Origin of the sequence: Pseudomonas sp. 14P_8.1_Bac3 (assembly GCF_025466085.1) — a bacterium.
Taxonomy (GTDB): Bacteria; Pseudomonadota; Gammaproteobacteria; order Pseudomonadales; family Pseudomonadaceae; genus Aquipseudomonas.
In genome coordinates this window covers 153448-169599 of record NZ_JANLOD010000049.1, presented here as the reverse complement: position 1 = coordinate 169599, position 16152 = coordinate 153448, and the positions used below count along the sequence as shown (strand labels likewise).

At 61.5% G+C, this 16152-nt stretch carries 17 protein-coding genes; 6 read left to right on the top strand and 11 right to left on the bottom strand.

From position 1 onward, the window contains the following. Positions 1-222 precede the first annotated feature (222 nt). Positions 223-828: a glutathione S-transferase gene (locus NTD84_RS15055; RefSeq protein WP_262166878.1), complete on the top strand. Its 606-nt coding sequence runs from the start codon at positions 223-225 to the stop codon at positions 826-828. Positions 829-1112: 284 nt separating this feature from the next. On the opposite strand, the gene NTD84_RS15050 is transcribed toward NTD84_RS15055, so the two are convergent. After that, the gene (locus tag NTD84_RS15050) at positions 1113-2042 is read right to left on the bottom strand and encodes a hypothetical protein (RefSeq protein ID WP_262166876.1); all 930 of its coding nucleotides are present in this window, start codon (positions 2040-2042) and stop codon (positions 1113-1115) included. Positions 2043-2320: 278 nt separating this feature from the next. On the opposite strand from NTD84_RS15050, the gene NTD84_RS15045 reads away from it, so the two are divergent. Beyond that, entirely contained in the window at positions 2321-3004 is a 684-nt protein-coding gene (locus NTD84_RS15045) for a response regulator transcription factor (RefSeq protein WP_262166874.1), read from the top strand. Continuing rightward, on the top strand, positions 2982-4376 hold the full coding sequence (locus tag NTD84_RS15040) for a sensor histidine kinase (RefSeq protein WP_262166873.1): 1395 nt from the start codon (positions 2982-2984) through the stop codon (positions 4374-4376). The genes NTD84_RS15045 and NTD84_RS15040 overlap by 23 nt, the downstream gene beginning before the upstream one ends. 116 nt (positions 4377-4492) lie before the next feature. Here the strand turns inward: NTD84_RS15040 and NTD84_RS15035 are convergent, their stop codons facing one another. From NTD84_RS15035 to NTD84_RS15025, 3 genes are read right to left on the bottom strand one after another with little or no spacing between them, the layout of a single operon-like run. Next, positions 4493-4903: an SRPBCC family protein gene (locus NTD84_RS15035; protein ID WP_262166871.1), complete on the bottom strand. Its 411-nt coding sequence runs from the start codon at positions 4901-4903 to the stop codon at positions 4493-4495. A 27-nt stretch (positions 4904-4930) separates the two neighbouring features. Next, complete coding sequence (locus NTD84_RS15030) at positions 4931-5728, bottom strand: SDR family NAD(P)-dependent oxidoreductase (RefSeq protein ID WP_262166869.1); 798 nt, start codon at positions 5726-5728, stop codon at positions 4931-4933. Positions 5729-5730: 2 nt separating this feature from the next. Further along, positions 5731-6747, bottom strand: coding sequence for an aldo/keto reductase (locus NTD84_RS15025; RefSeq protein ID WP_262166867.1), 1017 nt, complete (start codon positions 6745-6747; stop codon positions 5731-5733). Positions 6748-6864: 117 nt separating this feature from the next. On the opposite strand from NTD84_RS15025, the gene NTD84_RS15020 reads away from it, so the two are divergent. After that, positions 6865-7815: a LysR substrate-binding domain-containing protein gene (locus NTD84_RS15020; protein WP_262166865.1), complete on the top strand. Its 951-nt coding sequence runs from the start codon at positions 6865-6867 to the stop codon at positions 7813-7815. Further along, entirely contained in the window at positions 7808-8023 is a 216-nt protein-coding gene (locus NTD84_RS15015; protein WP_262166864.1) for a hypothetical protein, read from the top strand. The genes NTD84_RS15020 and NTD84_RS15015 overlap by 8 nt, the downstream gene beginning before the upstream one ends. Here the strand turns inward: NTD84_RS15015 and NTD84_RS15010 are convergent. From NTD84_RS15010 to NTD84_RS14980, 7 genes are all read right to left on the bottom strand, one after another. After that, the gene (locus NTD84_RS15010; RefSeq protein WP_262166862.1) at positions 7983-8576 is read right to left on the bottom strand and encodes a DinB family protein; all 594 of its coding nucleotides are present in this window, start codon (positions 8574-8576) and stop codon (positions 7983-7985) included. The genes NTD84_RS15015 and NTD84_RS15010 overlap by 41 nt on opposite strands. A gap of 128 nt (positions 8577-8704) precedes the next feature. Next, on the bottom strand, positions 8705-9493 hold the full coding sequence (locus tag NTD84_RS15005; protein WP_262166859.1) for an SDR family oxidoreductase: 789 nt from the start codon (positions 9491-9493) through the stop codon (positions 8705-8707). A gap of 286 nt (positions 9494-9779) precedes the next feature. Continuing rightward, positions 9780-10427 carry an amino acid ABC transporter permease gene (locus NTD84_RS15000; protein WP_262166857.1) on the bottom strand — a complete coding sequence of 216 codons (648 nt, stop codon included), beginning with the start codon at positions 10425-10427 and terminating at the stop codon, positions 9780-9782. Position 10428: 1 nt separating this feature from the next. Further along, positions 10429-11109 (bottom strand): amino acid ABC transporter permease, encoded by a 681-nt coding sequence (locus NTD84_RS14995; RefSeq protein ID WP_262166855.1) that lies wholly within the window; start codon positions 11107-11109, stop codon positions 10429-10431. A gap of 3 nt (positions 11110-11112) precedes the next feature. Continuing rightward, on the bottom strand, positions 11113-11889 hold the full coding sequence (locus tag NTD84_RS14990) for an amino acid ABC transporter ATP-binding protein (RefSeq protein ID WP_262166853.1): 777 nt from the start codon (positions 11887-11889) through the stop codon (positions 11113-11115). A 16-nt stretch (positions 11890-11905) separates the two neighbouring features. After that, on the bottom strand, positions 11906-12871 hold the full coding sequence (locus NTD84_RS14985; protein ID WP_262166851.1) for a transporter substrate-binding domain-containing protein: 966 nt from the start codon (positions 12869-12871) through the stop codon (positions 11906-11908). A 78-nt stretch (positions 12872-12949) separates the two neighbouring features. Next, positions 12950-14383: an amino acid permease gene (locus tag NTD84_RS14980; protein ID WP_262166848.1), complete on the bottom strand. Its 1434-nt coding sequence runs from the start codon at positions 14381-14383 to the stop codon at positions 12950-12952. A 350-nt stretch (positions 14384-14733) separates the two neighbouring features. Between NTD84_RS14980 and NTD84_RS14975 the strand changes: the two genes are divergently transcribed. Next, the gene (locus NTD84_RS14975; RefSeq protein WP_262166847.1) at positions 14734-16152 is read left to right on the top strand and encodes a PLP-dependent aminotransferase family protein; all 1419 of its coding nucleotides are present in this window, start codon (positions 14734-14736) and stop codon (positions 16150-16152) included.

Sequence of the window (16152 nt, the reverse complement as noted above, 5' to 3'; positions counted from 1 at the left end):
GCCCTGAAAGTGCTCTATGGCAGCCTTTGCGGTGGTTATCGGAGTGCGTTTATAGCAAGAAATTCAACCGAGCGGCTGTATATAGAAGACAAACGGCTCGCGCAGCGCGAGTTGTCGGCCGCTGGCGATGACTGATGAGCCGCATGCACGACCCCGTTTGCAGCCCGTGGAACCTCAGCTAAGGTTGTCGCTCCCGAAACGGACGTTTGAAGGAGCGCTGCAATGAAACTGATCGGCATGCTGGATTCACCTTACGTACGACGCGTCGCCATTTCGGCCAAACGCCTGGGCATCGACCTCGACCACCAATCGGTTTCGGTGTTCCGCCACTTCGATCAGTTCGAGCAGATCAACCCGGTGGTCAAAGCGCCAACATTGGTCCTGGATAACGGCGAGGTGCTGATCGACTCGACGCTGATCATCGACTATCTGGAAGCGCTGGCGGGTAAAAGCCTGATGCCCGGCGAACTGGATCAGCGTCTGCGTTCGCTGCGCCTGATCGGTCTGGCTTTGGCGGCGTGCGAGAAATCCGTGCAGCTGTATTACGAACGTAACCTGCGCCCGGCCGACATTCAGTTCGAGCCTTGGGTGCAACGGGTCGAGGGGCAACTGGCGGCGGCGTATTCGGCGCTGGAGCGGGAGTTGGAGAAGCAACCGCTGAAGGTGGATGAAGCGATCGACCAGGACGGGATCACGCTGGCAGTGGCCTGGAGTTTTACCAACCTCGTTGTGCCTGATCAGGTGAATGCACAGCAGTTTCCACGGATCAGCGCGTTTACTGCTTATGCGGAGGGGCTTGAGGTGTTTAAAAGCACGCCGATCGAATAGAAAGCTTTGTAGTGTCCGGTCCATCGTCTTCGCGAGCAGGCTCGCTCCCACAGGGGGCCGCGTTCAACTGTAGGAGCGGGCTTGCTCGCGAAGACGCCCTCACAGTCACCTTCTAATACAGCCCCCAAATAAAACGCCGCTTCCACCAGAGGCGGAAGCGGCACAGGCAATTGCCCAGAGGTATCAGTGCATGAATAGGGCGATCAGGATGATGATCGGGATAGGTACACCGAGAAAGAACAACAGTAATGAGCGCATGACGTATCTCCTGGTTGAATCCTGGTTTAGCGAACAGGTGTGTTGGTGACGTAGGTGTCGGTTTCCAGGTACACCACGGCATCGCGACGACGACCGCCGAAGGTAGCGGCGAAACTGGCGAAGAACGCGCCGATCAACAGTGCGATGAACATCCACAGCGACGTCCAGGCAGCGACTTTGGCGGCGGTGTCTGCGGCTTGCTGCGCAGCCACTTTGGCATCGGCGACGGCTTTCTGAGTGCGGGCGTAGACTTCATCGACGCGACGTTCAGCGTCTGCCTGGCTCAGGTTGGTCCGTTGAGCCACCAGTTGCGCCAGATAGGTACGGTCTTCGGCCGACAATTGGCCGTCGCTCAGGGAGCGGGCGAAGATCCGGGTCACGGTGCCACGAGCGGCGTCATCACTGACGGCAGCCGGGCGATCGTCGCGGAACAGACTGTCGACGAAGTAGCCGTACTGGTCGCTGTTGGTGTTGGCGGCGGCAGTACCGGCGGCCTGGGTCGCCACGCTGGCGGCACCACCGACGACACTGGCTCCGGCCTGTACACCACCGCTGACGATGCTGCTGACCGAACCGACCACCAGCGTCGCCGTCACCAGCGTCGCCACGCACCAGGCCAGGAAGCCATGGGCGGTGTCGCGGAAATACACCTCGTCACCATGCATGTTTGCCCACTTCACCCGCAGGCGACCGGCGATGTAGCCACCGAGCCCGGAAGCGACGATTTGCGTCACCGCCAGCCAGATAATGGTGGAAATGCCCAGGCCCTTGGCGCTCACGCCTTCATGGGCCCAAGGGGAAACTGCCGAAAAGCCAAGTCCGAAACCGAGCAATACCAGGATCAGCGACAACGCCGCCGCCGCAGCGGCCCCGGCGAATATCGCCCCCCAGGAAACGCCCGACAGCGTGCTTGATTCTTCCGCGGCAGGATAGAAACCATCAGAGGATCTATTCATTGTTGTGTCGCTCCAGGCAAGAAAGATGGTGTTACAACTTGTCATCAGATGAATTGCAGTCACCGTGCCAGTCACATCAATTAAATAAATCCATAAATTTCAATAACTTATAAAGTTTGAACTTTCTTTTTTCATGCATTTTGCAATGAAATGTCAATATCAGCGGGTTTTCTGCATTGCTCGGAATTAACGTCTTTAATGAAGTTTTATTTAGAAAGCCACCGATCATTTGTTGGCAAAATGCCGCACATCGTTGTGAACTCTTATCAGGCCAGCCCATGACCCGCATCTTGACCATCGAAGACGACGCCGTGACCGCCCGGGAAATCGTCGCCGAACTGAGCAGCCACGGCCTTGAGGTCGATTGGGTCGACAACGGCCGCGAGGGCCTGGAGCGTGCGGTCAGTGGCAACTATGACCTGATCACCCTCGACCGCATGTTGCCCGAGCTCGATGGCCTGGCGATTGTCACCACATTGCGAACCATGGGCGTCGCGACGCCGATCCTGATGATCAGCGCCCTCTCCGATGTCGATGAGCGTGTGCGTGGTTTGCGCGCCGGCGGCGACGATTACCTGACCAAGCCGTTTGCCACCGATGAAATGGCCGCCCGGGTGGAAGTCCTGCTGCGGCGGCAGAACACCGTGGCCACCCAGGCCACGACGCTGCGAGTAGCCGACCTGGAACTGAACCTGATCAGCCACGAAGCCAGTCGCGACGGTCAGTTGCTGACGCTGCTGCCGACCGAGTACAAACTGCTGGAATTCCTGATGCGCAATACCGGGCAGATTCTGTCGCGGATGATGATTTTCGAGGAGGTCTGGGGTTATCACTTCGATCCCGGCACCAACCTGATCGACGTGCACATCGGCCGACTGCGCAAGAAGATCGACCCGCCTGGCAATGTCCCACTGATTCGGACCGTGCGAGGCTCGGGTTATGTCATTGCCGAACCCGTCTAAGGGCTGGCGCTCCTCCAGCAGCCGCTTGCTCGCGCTCTACAGTTCGCTGTTCGTGCTGTGGAGCGGGATTCTGATGGGGGTCATGTACTACGAGGTCTCCGCCTACCTGGACAACCTCGCCAAACATTCGCTGATGCAACGTCAGCATTTGTTCTCGCGTTTTTCCGGTGAGCAACTGGTCGATGCCCTCGCGGTCAGCATGACCTTCGACATTCGCGGCATCGACGCCTACGGCCTGTTCGACGCCAACCATCGCTACCTCAGCGGCGCTCTGCGGCACATTCCCGACGGCCTGCCGCTGGACGGCAAGATCCATATGCTCAGCGACTGCACCGACTCCGACGACCCGACCCTGCCCAGCGACAGTTGCGACGCGGTGGCGACCCAGACCCGCGACGGGCGCTGGCTGATCCTGGTGCGCGACAACGGTTCGCTGTTCGCCGTGACCCGGATCATTCTGCACGCGCTGTTCTGGGGGGTGACCCTGACCATCTTGCCGGGCATCGCCGGTTGGCACCTGTTGCGCCGCCGGCCGCTGCGGCGCATCCGCGGGATTCAGGCGAGCGCCGAAGCCATCGTCGCCGGCGACCTGACCCGACGCCTGCCGCTGTCCAATCGCCGTGACGAACTGGACATGCTCGCCACCATCGTCAACGCCATGCTCGAACGCATCGAGCGCCTGATGAACGAGGTCAAGGGCGTGTGCGACAACATTGCCCATGACTTGCGCACGCCACTGACCCGCTTGCGGGCGCAGTTGTACCGCATGCAGCAACAGGCCGGCGAAGGCTCACCGGAAGCGGCGCAGCTGGATTCGGTGTTGGCGGAAGCGGACACGTTGATGGCGCGGTTTCGCGGGTTGCTGCGGATTTCCGAGCTGGAAGACCGGCAGCGCCGTTCCGGTTTCGTGCAGCTCGATCCCATGCCACTGCTGCAGGAACTGCACGACTTTTATCTGCCACTGGCGGAGGAAGGCGAACTGACGTTTAAACTGCAACTGCCTGAAAACCTGCCGCCACTGTGTGGCGACCGGGCGTTGTTGTTCGAGGCGCTGGCGAACCTGCTGAGCAACTCGATCAAATTCACACCGCCGGGTGGCGAGGTGATTTTGCGGGGGATCAACGAAGGCGGTCGTACGCGGATCGAAGTGCTCGACTCCGGGCCTGGCATTGCACTGGCCGAGCGCAAGGCGGTGTTCCAGCGCTTCTACCGCGCTGAAGGTGGCAGCCAGCAAAGCGGGTTCGGGCTGGGGCTGTCGATCGTGGCAGCGATTGCCAGCCTGCACGGGTTTACGCTGGAAGTGGGTGACAGTGAATTGGGCGGGGCCAGGTTGATGCTGGATTGTCGGCAGAGCCTGATACCGCCCGCCTGAACCACACAAAACCTGTGGGAGCGGGCTTGCTCGCGAAGGCGGTGGGTCATCGCATCGTCATTGCCTGATGCACCGCTTCGCGAGCGAGCTCGCTCCTACAGGGGATTTGCGGTTGATCAGGCCGGGTAGTTAGCCCGCAGCGCCTCAAGCCCGCCCTTGTAGATCCCGTCAAACAGCGCCGCCACTTCTTCCTCCGTCACTCCGACCGGCGCAAACCGCCCCGACCAAGTCACCCGCGCGCCCTCGCCCTGGGCTTCAACGCGAATCGTCGCCTGATAATCCGTCGCCGGAAACGGCGCCTGCACAATCGAATAGCTGTACGTCTTGCCGGCGTTATCAAACGACTCAAGTCGTTCAACCACCACCGCGCCATCCGCCGTTTGCAGGCTGCGCACGCGCCCGCCTTCGCTCAGCTCACTTTTCGGAATGAACGGCAGCCAGTCCGGCAGCGCGTTGAAGCCACCGATCAATTGCCAGACCTGCTCGGCCGAAGCCGGGATGTCGATAGATGCTGATGCAGTTGCCATGTAGTCCTCTCGTTCAATCAATGATTTTCAGATCGCCATGCTGTCGACGACGCCACCGTCAACACGCAACGCCGCGCCGGTGGTCGCCGATGACAGCGGTGAAGCAATGTAAGCCACCAGATTCGCGACTTCCTCGACATCCGCCACACGCTGGATGATCGACGTCGGCCGGGCCTCGCGCACAAACGCGTCAGCCTCCTCTTTAACGCTACGCCCCGATTGCGCCATGGCGTCCTTGAGCATCTGTTCCACACCGTCGGTCAAGGTCGGCCCCGGCAGGATCGCGTTGACCGTTACCCCCGTGCCCGCCAGCCGTTTGGCCAGGCCATGGGACACCGCGAGGTAAGCGCTTTTGGTCACGCCATAGTTAAGCATGTCGGCCGGGATCGCGATCCCGGATTCCGAAGACAGGAAAATCACCCGGCCCCAGCCCTGCTTGACCATGTCCGGCACGTAATGCCGTGACAGACGCACGCCGGAAATCACGTTGACCTCGTAGAACTGCGTCCACTCGCTGTCCGGCGTGTCGAAAAAATCCACGGCTTTGAAGATGCCGAGGTTGTTGACCAGGATGTCCGCCCGCGGTTCGGCGGCGAACAATTTCTCGGCGCCCTCGGCGGTCCCCAGGTCCGCGGTCACGCCCCGCAGTTGCGCGCCCGGCACACGCTGGCGGATGCTCGCCAGTGCCTGCTCGACCTTGGCCGTGTCGCGACCGATCACCACCACCGTGGCACCGCACTCGGCCAGCGCCTTGCTGATGCCCAAGCCGATGCCGGCAGTGCTGCCGCTGACAATGGCGAGTTTTCCCGTCAGATCGATTTTCATGCTCAAACTCCTGCGATAGGTAATGGAGCGCGCTCGGACACCAGTTTCGCCTCGCGCATTGCCTGCCAGAACGCCGCCGGAATGACGGCGGACAAAGCTGCGACATCTTCAGCAATCCGCTCGGGACGGCTGGAACCGGGAATCACCGCCGCGACGGCCGGGTTCGCCAGGGAGAATTGCAACGCCGCCGACTTGATACTCACCCCATGCGCCGCTGCAATGCGTTTGATCTGCTCGACTTTGCTGACGATCGCCGGGCTGGCCTGCTGGTATTCGAAGTGTGTACCGCCCGCGAGAATGCCCGAGCTGTACGGACCACCGACCACGATCTCGACGTTCTGCGCCAGCGCTGCGTCCATCAGACGTTGTAAAGCACGGTCGTGATCGAGCAGCGTGTAGCGCCCGGCCAACAGGAAACCGTCCGGCTGGGCCTCGGTCAGGTCGAGGGTCAGTTCGCATGGCTCAACCTTGTTCACGCCCAGGCCCCAGCCCTTGATCACGCCTTCTTCACGCAAGCGGGTCAGTACCTTGAAGGCGCCGGTGCGGGCCTGGTTGAAGTATTCCAGCCATTGATCGCCATAAAAATCCTGAGCGATGTCGTGCACCCAGACGATGTCCAGGCGATCGGTCTGCAGGCGCTTGAGGCTGTCTTCAATCGAGCGCATCGTCGCGTCGGCGCTGTAGTCGTTGACGATCCTGTTCGGGCGACCGTGCTCGAACACCCCGCTTTTCTCGCCCAGGTCACGCGCCGCGGCGTCTTCGACTTCGTCGAGAATGACCCGGCCGACCTTGCTGCTGAGCACATAGTCGTCGCGGTTGTAGTGGGCCAGCGCGGCACCGAGGCGAATCTCCGACAAACCCGAACCGTAAAACGGCGCGGTATCGAAGTAACGCACGCCGGCCTCCCAGGCGGCGTGGACGGTGGCCATCGCCTCTTCTTCCGGGATGGCGCGAAACATGTTGCCTAACGGAGCGGTACCGAAGCCCAACGCGCCGGGCAGTTTGTCTTTCAGGCTCATGAATAAATCCTCTTGGTGTCAGTGGTCAGTTCAGATGACCGATGGGCAAATCCTAGATTGCCGGGATCGGACCGTCCAAGACATAATGTGCACCACTTGAGTCCCTACAGGTCTGACATGATCGACATCCGCCAACTGCGCTATTTCGTGGCCGTCGCCGAAGAAGAACACGTCGGTCGCGCCGCCGAGCGCCTGCACATTTCCCAGTCGCCCTTGAGCCGGCAGATCGCCCAGCTCGAAGAACGCCTGGGCCTGACGCTGTTCGAGCGCAGCCAGCAACGCATCCGCCTGACCCGCGACGGCCAGACCTTCCTCGCCGAAACCCGCGCCCTGCTGACCCACGCCAATCGCCTGGAGTCCCTGGGCAAACGCCTGGGTCGCGGCGAAGAAGGCGGCCTGTGCATCGGCTACATCGAAAACGCCATGCATGCCGGCGTACTGCCGAACGCATTGCGGGTGCTGCGGGTCGACCGGCCGAACGTGCACGTCGCGTTGTACAACCTGAGTTCTGCCGAACAACTCGAGGGCCTCCGACAGCGTAGTCTCGATATCGCCCTGGTCGGTGAGCCGCCTGTCGCCGACGATCCGGATCTGCTCGGTTTCCAGGTGCTTGATGACCCGATGCTATTGGCCGTACCTGAGCACCATGTCCTCGCCCGCCAGGCAACATTGGCGCCGGCCGATCTCGCCGATCAGGAATGGATTGGAGTGCAGCACCGGCAGAATTGCGCCAGCCGCGACGACTTCATCAGCGCCTGCATCCGCGCTGGTTTCACCCCGGACATTCGCATGGAGGCCACCGAGCCGTTTACCGCGCTGGGGCTGGTGGCGTCGGGCCTGGGGATCGCGATGATCCAGAAAGGCTTGAGCCGCAACGCGCCGCCGGGCGTGGTCCTGCGGGAAGTGCCGTGGATTTCCTTCACCACACCCTTGTGGGCGGCGTGGCACCGGGTCAATCTGCGGCCACTGGTGGAAACGTTCAGGAAAGTGCTGACGGACCCCGGTGCGGATACACCTCCCCTGCTCGCACCTACAGGGTCATGTTCAGGGAACAGTTTCGATGCCTGACAGCAAAACCGGGTTGCCCGCCAGCGTCGCGCTGACACTGGCCATTTGTTACGGCTTTTCCGTCGCCACCATTTACTACAACCAGACCATGCTGCCGCTGATTGCCGCGACGTTCGGCATCTCCGGTGCCCATGTCGGTCAGATCGCCATGCTGACCTGGAACAGCGTCAACGATAACGATCCGGCAGAACGTTGGTTGCACTCTTGAATTGGCCAACACATGTCGGCGCCACTGCCGGTGGATTGATCGAGTGGAAAGCCGGATCGGTCTCGCGCAGGAAGATCGGCAGGTCGGTCATCGGCGGCATGGCCGGGATGTCGAAATACATCTGGATCACCCAGCCGCGGTGGTAACTGGCGTGGTTGACGACATGCATCAGCATCGCGCCGGCGCTCATGGTGCCGCTCTCGCCCGAGACAAATGTGAATTCGACGGGTTTATCCAGCGACCTGTCGGTCTGCCATTCGCTCCAGTCGCAATACCAGCGATCGATGCCTCTCTGTGCCAGGCGCAGCTCGGCGAGGTCGGGATGCAGCAGATCGTGAGAGGTTTTGAAGCCGTGGCCACGGCCTTCGAGGTGGGCCTTCCAGATGCAATCCACGACGTAGATGTGGTTGAGGGTGCCGATGATGTTCTTGAACACTGAGACCCGCTCTTTATTGACTTCGCCCGGCGGCAACTCGGCCAGGCTGTCAAAGAGACGCTGGTCGGCCCAGCGCTTGTAATCGGCCAGCAGGCGGGCCGTGCGTACGTTGATCATCAGAGGTCTCCCATGGCGATGGGGCACACTGCCAAGCATAGCCCTCGTGCCCGAAAGCGCCGCAAACGCTGATCATCGGTCGATTGACGCGTGGGCAAACCTGAAGGCCTGCCCTTTCAATGCCGGGATCAAAACGTGCCGGGGTAGCTGCCGCCATCCAGCAGCAGATTCTGCCCGGTGAGGAAACCGGCGTGGGCGCTGCAGATGAAGGCGCAATAGGCGCCAAATTCGTCGGGCTGACCGAACCGTTGAGCCGGGACATTGTTGCGCCGCTGCTCGCTGATCTGTTCGACGCTGGCGCCGTTGGCCTTGGCGGCAGCGCTCAGGGTTTTGTGCAGGCGCTCGGTATCGAACGGGCCGGGCAACAGATTATTGATCGTGACGTTGTTCCCGGCCAGACGCGACTGGCGGGCCAGACCGGCGATAAACCCGGTGAGACCGCTGCGGGCGCCGTTGGACAGTCCGAGCACATCGATGGGCGCCTTCACCGCACCGGAGGTGATGTTGACCACGCGGCCGAAACCACGCTCGGCCATGCCATCGACACAGGCCTTGATCAGCTCGATGGGGGTGAGCATGTTGGCGTCCAGCGCCTTCAGCCAGTCTTCCCGTTGCCAGTCACGGAAGTCGCCCGGCGGCGGGCCACCCGCGTTGTTGATCAGGATGTCGACCTGCGGACAGGCCGCCAGCACCTGCGCACGCACCGCCGGCTCGCTGATGTCGCCGGCCACTGTGCGTACTTCGATGGTCGGCGCCAGGCTGCGCAATTGCGTGGCGGCAGCCTGTAAGGTTGCGTTGCCACGGGCGTTGATCACCAGATTAACGCCTTCCTTCGCCAACGCCCGCGCGCAGGCCAGTCCCAAGCCCTTGCTGGCGGCACAGACGATGGCCCAGCGACCCGATATTCCCAACTCCATGACGATGCTCCCGACGGTTTGAAAGCCTTACGTTACCACTGTCAGCCAAGGGCACGGCGAAGGGAAACAGCCCGGGCCGGGCAAATGACTTGTTCCGGATTATCACGTATGGAGACGGGTTCCTGTAGGAGCGCGCTTGCTCGCGAAAAACCTGAGGACGCCGCGGCGTGTCAGGCTTCACGCGCCATCGTTAGCGTCCATCGCGAGCGTGCTCGCTCCTACAGTGATCGGCTTTAGCCGTTGGACACGCGGGTTACCCGCGACGATGAGCACGGGCCTCTGTGGATCAATGCCGGGTCCTGCGCTCCAGCAACCGCACCCCCAATGACAACGGATAACACAGCGCAAAATAAATCGCGCCGACGAGGATGTAGATCTCCAACGGCATGAAGTACACGGAACTCAAATCCTGGGCCCGCAGCATCAAATCCGGCGCGGCGATCAGGGAGGCCACGGAGGTGTCTTTCAGCAGCGAGATCGCGACATTGCCAATGGGCGCCAGCACGATGCGAATGGCCTGGGGTAACACGACCCAGCGCAACACCTTCAGATGCGGCATGCCAATCGCTTTCGCCGCTTCCACCTGGCCCTTGGGCACCGCCTCCAGACCCGCACGGTAAATCTCCGACAGGTAGGCCGCCGCATTCAGCCCCAGGCCAATCATTGCCGCTTGGAACGAGCTGAACTGCACCCCGATTTCGGTCAGGCTGAAGTAGACGATGAACAACTGCACCAACGCCGGCGTGCCGCGAAACACCTCGATGTAGATCAGCGCGGCACGCCGCAACGGCCGGTTCTTGGACAACCGCGCCAGCGCCACCAGCAGACCGACAATCAAGCCGATCACCAACGCCCCGAACGCCAGTTGCAGCGTGGCCCAGGCCGCCGCCAGCAATTCCACATGGGCTGCTTCCCACAACTCGCCATAACCCATATCAGTTCTCCTTGACCACTTTCAGCCGGCGCTCGGTGCGCGCCGCCCAGTGGGAAAGCACCAGGCTCAGGGCCAGGTAGATGATTGCCAGCAGGAAATAGATCAGGTTGGTCTGGTAGGTTTCGCTGACCAGCATCCGCGCCTTGAAGGTCAGCTCCGGCACCGCCGCTGCCGAGGCGAGCGACGTGTCCTTGAGCAGGCCGATGGCGAAGTTGGCCATTCCCGGAATCGCGACCTTGAACGCCTGGGGCAGCACGATGATGCGCATCGCCAGCGAGCGGGTCATGCCAATGGAAAACGCCGCCTCGCTCTGCCCGCGATCGATGGTGCGGATGCTCGAACGAAACACCTCCGACAGAATCGCCGCTCCGTTCAGGCCGAAGCCGATAATCGCCGCGCCGATCGCCGGCAGCGTGATACCGATATAGGTCAGCCCGAAGTACAGAATGAACAACTGGGTCAGGATGGGAATGTTGCGAAACACCTCCAGGTACACGCTGGCTATCAGGCTAAGGATGCGGCTACGCGAGAGCCGCATCAGCGCCAAGCAAAACCCCAGCAACGTCGCCACGACAAACGCGGCGGCCGTGAGGCCTACGGTGGTCAGCGCGCCGAGGCCCAGCACGTTCAAAAAGTACGGCAGCAGTTCGAGGGCTTTGTGCAGTGCGGTCGAATCGAACATCGATCAATGCTCCTGCACGGCGCGGATGAAGTTGCGGGTGCGTTCGACCTGGCTCTCGCGGAAGATCTGTCGCGGCGGGCCTTGCTCGACGATGTTGCCGTCGGCCATGAAGATCACCTGGTCGGAAACGCTTTCGGCGAAGCTCATTTCATGGGTCACGATAATCATCGTCATGCCCTCTTCCGCGAGCTTGCGCATGACGCCCAGCACTTCGCCCACCAGCTCCGGGTCCAGGGCAGAGGTGGCTTCGTCGAACAGCATCAGCTTGGGTTTCATCGCCAGTGCCCGAGCGATGGCGATGCGTTGCTGTTGCCCGCCGGAGAGCTGTTCCGGGAACGCGTCACGCTTGGCGAACATGCCGACCTTGTTCAGCAAATCCTCGGCCAGCGCCACCGCTTCGGCGCGGTTGCGCTGCTGCACCTTCAGCGGGCCGAGGATGATGTTGTCCAGCACCGAGAGATGCGGAAACAGGTTGAAACGCTGGAACACCATGCCGATGCCGGCGCGCATCCGCGCCAGCTCCTTGTCGCTCATGGGCACTTTCCGTGTGCCCGCCAGGCGCTGGCCGATCAGCTCGTTGTCGATGTAGATGTCGCCCTTGGTCGGCTCTTCCAGGTAATTGACACAGCGCAACAAGGTCGTCTTGCCCGAGCCGCTGGGGCCGATGAGCGAGATCTTCTGACCTTGCTGCACATTGAGGTCAATGCCCTTGAGAACGTCCAGGCTGCCGAAGGACTTGTACAGCCCTTCGATTCGCACCAGTGCGGTTGACTCAGCCATACGCTAGCTCCTCGACTCAGGCAAAGGCCTGGCTGAAATCACGGGCGGGATGTTCGAACGGCCCGATCAGGTTGCCTTTTTCGTCGCGATCCACGCCGATGCGCGGATCCTTGGACGGTGGCACCAGATAGTCGGGGTTCTTGATCCCGTATTTGGCCAGGACCGGCTTGACCTGATCGGTGGCTTTCAACCAGCGCAGGCCCTGGTTGATACCGTCGAACAGATCCTGATGCTGCGGATGAACGCCCCAGATCGCCTCGAACTTGGCAGTCAGGCTGGGGAAGTTTTCATCGTAGGCCATGGGGATCTGTTTCAGCTTGAGACTTGGGTCCTGGAGGATCATGTAGTCGATGGTCGGAGCATCCAGCACAGCAAAATCCAGGCGCCCGGCGCGCACATCGCGCAGGCAGGAATCGGTGTTGTCGTAGAGCTTGACCTCCTTCACGCCCTGGATTTTCTTCATGTCGGGGATGGTGAAATAGCCGGTGATGGCACCGATGGTGCGGCCCTTCACATCGTTGACCGTGATGGTGCTGTCGAACGGCTCACTGTCGCGCATGATCACGTAGGCCCCGGTGTAGAACACCGGGTCGGTGAGCAGGAGGATCTTCGAGCGCATCGGGTTCCAGGCGAAGTTGCCACCGAACCAGTCGGCCCGCCCCGACCTCACCGCTTCGACCACCGCCGGGAAACCCATGGTCAGCACATCGAGCTTGAGTTCCAGGCGGTTGGCAATGATGTTCAGCAATTCGAGGTCGGTGCCAATGGGCACGCCTTCGCGCAATGCGCCCAAGGGCATGTCGCCCAGGCACGCGGCGGTCAGGTAGCCGGGCCGCACGGTCTTGATCGGTTGCCCCGCCGCGAAAGCGAAGGACATCGGGCCCATCGCACTGCCCACCAGCGCCGCCAATGAACCGTAGCCAGTCGCCTTGAGCAGGCCGCGTCGGGAGAAACCCTGGGTATCACACTTGAAATCGGACATAGATCACCTATGGGGCAAGTTATTGTGTTGACCGGTACACGCCTTACCGCCGTCCGTGGCTCGATTTCCCTGCCTTTTTCACGACCGCGTCGGCAAGCCCGCCAGGATGTCGATGGCGTTGACGTGGGGTTTATGGGTTGGTTGGCGACGACGCTTGAGCATCAGATAGGCGGCTGAGACCACGCCGAGGCTGACGAGGCTGGCCAGGAATTGCGTACGCAAGGATTCCTGGAGCGCCATGGCGACCAAAACACCTGCAATCACTGCTACCACAGCATAGGACAGCCACGGAAACAGCCACATTTTGAGGGTCAGCCGGGCCGGTTCCGTGGCTTCGACCTGACGGCGAACCTTGATCTGCGCCACGGCCACGGCGAGGTACACGAACAGCATCACCGCGCCGGAAGCGTTCACCAGAAACAGAAACACGCCCTCGGGAGAAATGATCGCCGCCATGATCGCGAGGTAGCCGATCACACTGCTGAGCAGCACGGCGGCCCGCGGCACTTTGCGCCCGGTCAGCTGCGACAGCTGCGCCGGTGCATCGCCGCGCTGGCTGAGGCCGAACAGAATCCGCGACGACACATACAAGCCGGAATTCAACGCTGACAGCACCGCCACCAGCACCACCGCTTGCATGATCATCGCCGCGCCGGGAATGCGCATCACCTCCAGTGCCGCCACGAACGGCGAATGACCGGCGACGATTTGTCCCCATGGCACCACGCAGACAATCAGGAAGATCGAGCCGACATAAAAGGTGATCACGCGGAAGATCACCGAACGGGTCATGTTCGCCACATTCTTCGAAGGATCGTCGGATTCGGCGGCCGCAATGGTCGCGATCTCGGCCCCGCCTACCGCGAAGATCACCGTCGGCACTCCCGCCAGAATCGCACTGACGCCGTACGGCATGAAGCCGCGGTCGTTCACCAGATTGCCCATCAAGGCGCTGGTGCTCGGCGCAAAACCGAAGAGGTAGGCGCCGACCACGAAGATGAAGACGATGATCGCGAACACCTTCAATGACGCGAACCAGTACTCGAATTCGCCATATGACTTCACAGACAGGCAGTTGATGGCGGTCATGATCGCCAACAGGCTCAGGCCGATCATCCACGCGGGCAGCGGTATCCACTGCTCAAGGATGTTGGCGCCGACCACCGCTTCTACCGCCACCACGATCACCCAGAAGTACCAGTACAACCAGCCACTGGTAAAGCCGACCCAATTACCCAGGCCAATCCTGGCGTACTCGGTAAACGAGCCGACGCCGGGCAATGCCACCGCCATTTCACCCAGCATGCGCATGACCAGCATCACCACGATGCCGGCAGCGAGATAACTCAGGAAAGCCGCCGGGCCAATCGCCTGGATCGTGGCGCTACTGCCGACAAACAGACCGGCGCCGATGATCCCGCCGAGGGAAATCATGGTGATATGACGCTGGCGCAAGGCCCCGCTCAGACGCTGCTGGCCAGGTTTTGTATCGGTTGGGTGGGGAGTGCTCATTGGATGACCTCCGTGTGACAGGGTGGGGTCGCTCGACCGGATAATTTCGTCGAAGATTTTCTGCGAACCAGACAACACAGCGGATATCCTGTGCCGCCCGCTGACAGCCTGGAACGTCGGTGGTGCCGGTGCGCCGAGGACGTGCCCGGCGAGAAGGTGTCGATAGTCATGTGCGTACCCGTTGGGCTGAGCATGGCAGCCATTTTTTCTTATTGTGTTGCATGACAAGCATTACAACTCACACACTAATCACGGTTTTTTAGCTTGTCAATGGGCGTTGTATCGGATAAAAAGCAATACAAATTTGCTTATTGTCTTGCTACAAGCATGACAAGCAGGGATAAAGCACCATGAGTCAATTCGAACAACTGCTGGACGAGCTCAAGGCCAGTGCGGCCTTGCAGCGGGACAAAGCGGAAACCCTTTATGCGCAACTGGCAGACTCCTTGGCCGAGGCGATCGGCAAGGGCAAACTCAAACCAGGCGAGCGTCTGCCGCCCCATCGCGAGTTCGCCAGCGCACTGGGGGTGAACATCACCACGGTGACCAAAGCCATGGCCGTGCTGCAGCAGAAAGGCCTGGTGGAAAGCCGGCCCGGGCGTGGCACCCAAGTCGCACAGCCGCGTCATCCGCCGGCTCAGTTCCAATCGGCGCCAAGTAACGACCCTGGCACCGTCGACCTCAGCGTCAACCGCCCCGCCACCGACGGTTTCAATCGGGTGCTGGCGCAGTTGCTGCCACGACTTTCCAGTGATCCACGCTTCGGTGACATGAAGGACTATCACCCGTCCGAAGGTCCGCTCTGGGCCCGTGAAGCCGCCGCGCAATGGCTGCGCCACACCGGCGTGCAGGCCCAGGCCTCGCAGATGCTGATCGTCGAAGGCGCCCAGCATGGCATCGCCAGCACCCTGCGCAGCCTGACCAACAGCGGCGACACCGTGCTGGCCGACAGCGTCACCTATCAGGGCATCAACGCGTTGTGCCGTTCCCTGGGACTGATCCTGGTCGGCGTCGACGCGGATGCCCGCGGGATGTCGCCACAAGCGTTGCGCCAGGCCTGCACCGAACATCAGCCACGGCTGCTGTTTCTGGTGCCGTCGATCCACAACCCGACCGCCATCACCCTCGACGCCGAGCGCCGTGAAGCACTGACGGCCGTGATTCGCGAAACCAACCTGCTGGTTATCGAAGACGACGTGTACCGACCTTTGCTGGATCAATCGCCGGCGCCCTTCGCGACATTGATGCCGGAACGGACGATCTACATTTCGGCTCTGTCCAAATGCATCGCTCCGGGGTTGCGCATGGGCTTCGTCATGGCGCCACAGCCACTGGTGCAAGACATTGCCGCCATGCAGCGCATCGACTGCTGGAGCACTTCGCCGCTGACCGCGTTGATCGCCACCCGGCTGATCGAGGACGGTCATGCCGAGCAACTGGTGTCGGAACAGCGCGAAGAATTGCGCATCCGCCAGGCGCTGCTCGCCACGCACCTCGACGGCCTGGAGTTTCAGCACAGCGCCACCGGCACCCACGCCTGGCTGGTCCTGCCGGAACCCTGGACCGGCTCGCGCTTCGCCCGCCTGTGCCAGGATCGCGGCGTGGTGTTGCTGGCCGGTGGCGCCTTCACCTTGCGTCCGGAACTCTCGCCGCAAGCGGTGCGCATCAATATCTCGGCGGCGCTGTCGCGTGAACAACTGATCAACGCCCTGAGCGTCATCAGCCAATTGGCACGTCAGGGTCACCTCTACATGCACAACCGGATCTGA

Bases quoted from the DNA above. Each gene is read 5' to 3' on its own strand.
- NTD84_RS15030 (WP_262166869.1), bottom strand. From the start codon at position 5,728: ATGAAAATCGATCTGACGGGAAAACTCGCCATTGTCAGCGGCAGCACT.
- NTD84_RS15040 (WP_262166873.1), top strand. From the start codon at position 2,982: ATGTCATTGCCGAACCCGTCTAAGGGCTGGCGCTCCTCCAGCAGCCGC.
- NTD84_RS15035 (WP_262166871.1), bottom strand. From the start codon at position 4,903: ATGGCAACTGCATCAGCATCTATCGACATCCCGGCTTCGGCCGAGCAG.
- NTD84_RS15010 (WP_262166862.1), bottom strand. From the start codon at position 8,576: ATGATCAACGTACGCACGGCCCGCCTGCTGGCCGATTACAAGCGCTGG.
- NTD84_RS15055 (WP_262166878.1), top strand. From the start codon at position 223: ATGAAACTGATCGGCATGCTGGATTCACCTTACGTACGACGCGTCGCC.
- NTD84_RS15020 (WP_262166865.1), top strand. From the start codon at position 6,865: ATGATCGACATCCGCCAACTGCGCTATTTCGTGGCCGTCGCCGAAGAA.
- NTD84_RS14975 (WP_262166847.1), top strand. From the start codon at position 14,734: ATGAGTCAATTCGAACAACTGCTGGACGAGCTCAAGGCCAGTGCGGCC.
- NTD84_RS14995 (WP_262166855.1), bottom strand. From the start codon at position 11,109: ATGTTCGATTCGACCGCACTGCACAAAGCCCTCGAACTGCTGCCGTAC.
- NTD84_RS15015 (WP_262166864.1), top strand. From the start codon at position 7,808: ATGCCTGACAGCAAAACCGGGTTGCCCGCCAGCGTCGCGCTGACACTG.
- NTD84_RS15050 (WP_262166876.1), bottom strand. From the start codon at position 2,042: ATGAATAGATCCTCTGATGGTTTCTATCCTGCCGCGGAAGAATCAAGC.
- NTD84_RS15025 (WP_262166867.1), bottom strand. From the start codon at position 6,747: ATGAGCCTGAAAGACAAACTGCCCGGCGCGTTGGGCTTCGGTACCGCT.
- NTD84_RS14980 (WP_262166848.1), bottom strand. From the start codon at position 14,383: ATGAGCACTCCCCACCCAACCGATACAAAACCTGGCCAGCAGCGTCTG.
- NTD84_RS15045 (WP_262166874.1), top strand. From the start codon at position 2,321: ATGACCCGCATCTTGACCATCGAAGACGACGCCGTGACCGCCCGGGAA.
- NTD84_RS14990 (WP_262166853.1), bottom strand. From the start codon at position 11,889: ATGGCTGAGTCAACCGCACTGGTGCGAATCGAAGGGCTGTACAAGTCC.
- NTD84_RS15005 (WP_262166859.1), bottom strand. From the start codon at position 9,493: ATGGAGTTGGGAATATCGGGTCGCTGGGCCATCGTCTGTGCCGCCAGC.
- NTD84_RS15000 (WP_262166857.1), bottom strand. From the start codon at position 10,427: ATGGGTTATGGCGAGTTGTGGGAAGCAGCCCATGTGGAATTGCTGGCG.
- NTD84_RS14985 (WP_262166851.1), bottom strand. From the start codon at position 12,871: ATGTCCGATTTCAAGTGTGATACCCAGGGTTTCTCCCGACGCGGCCTG.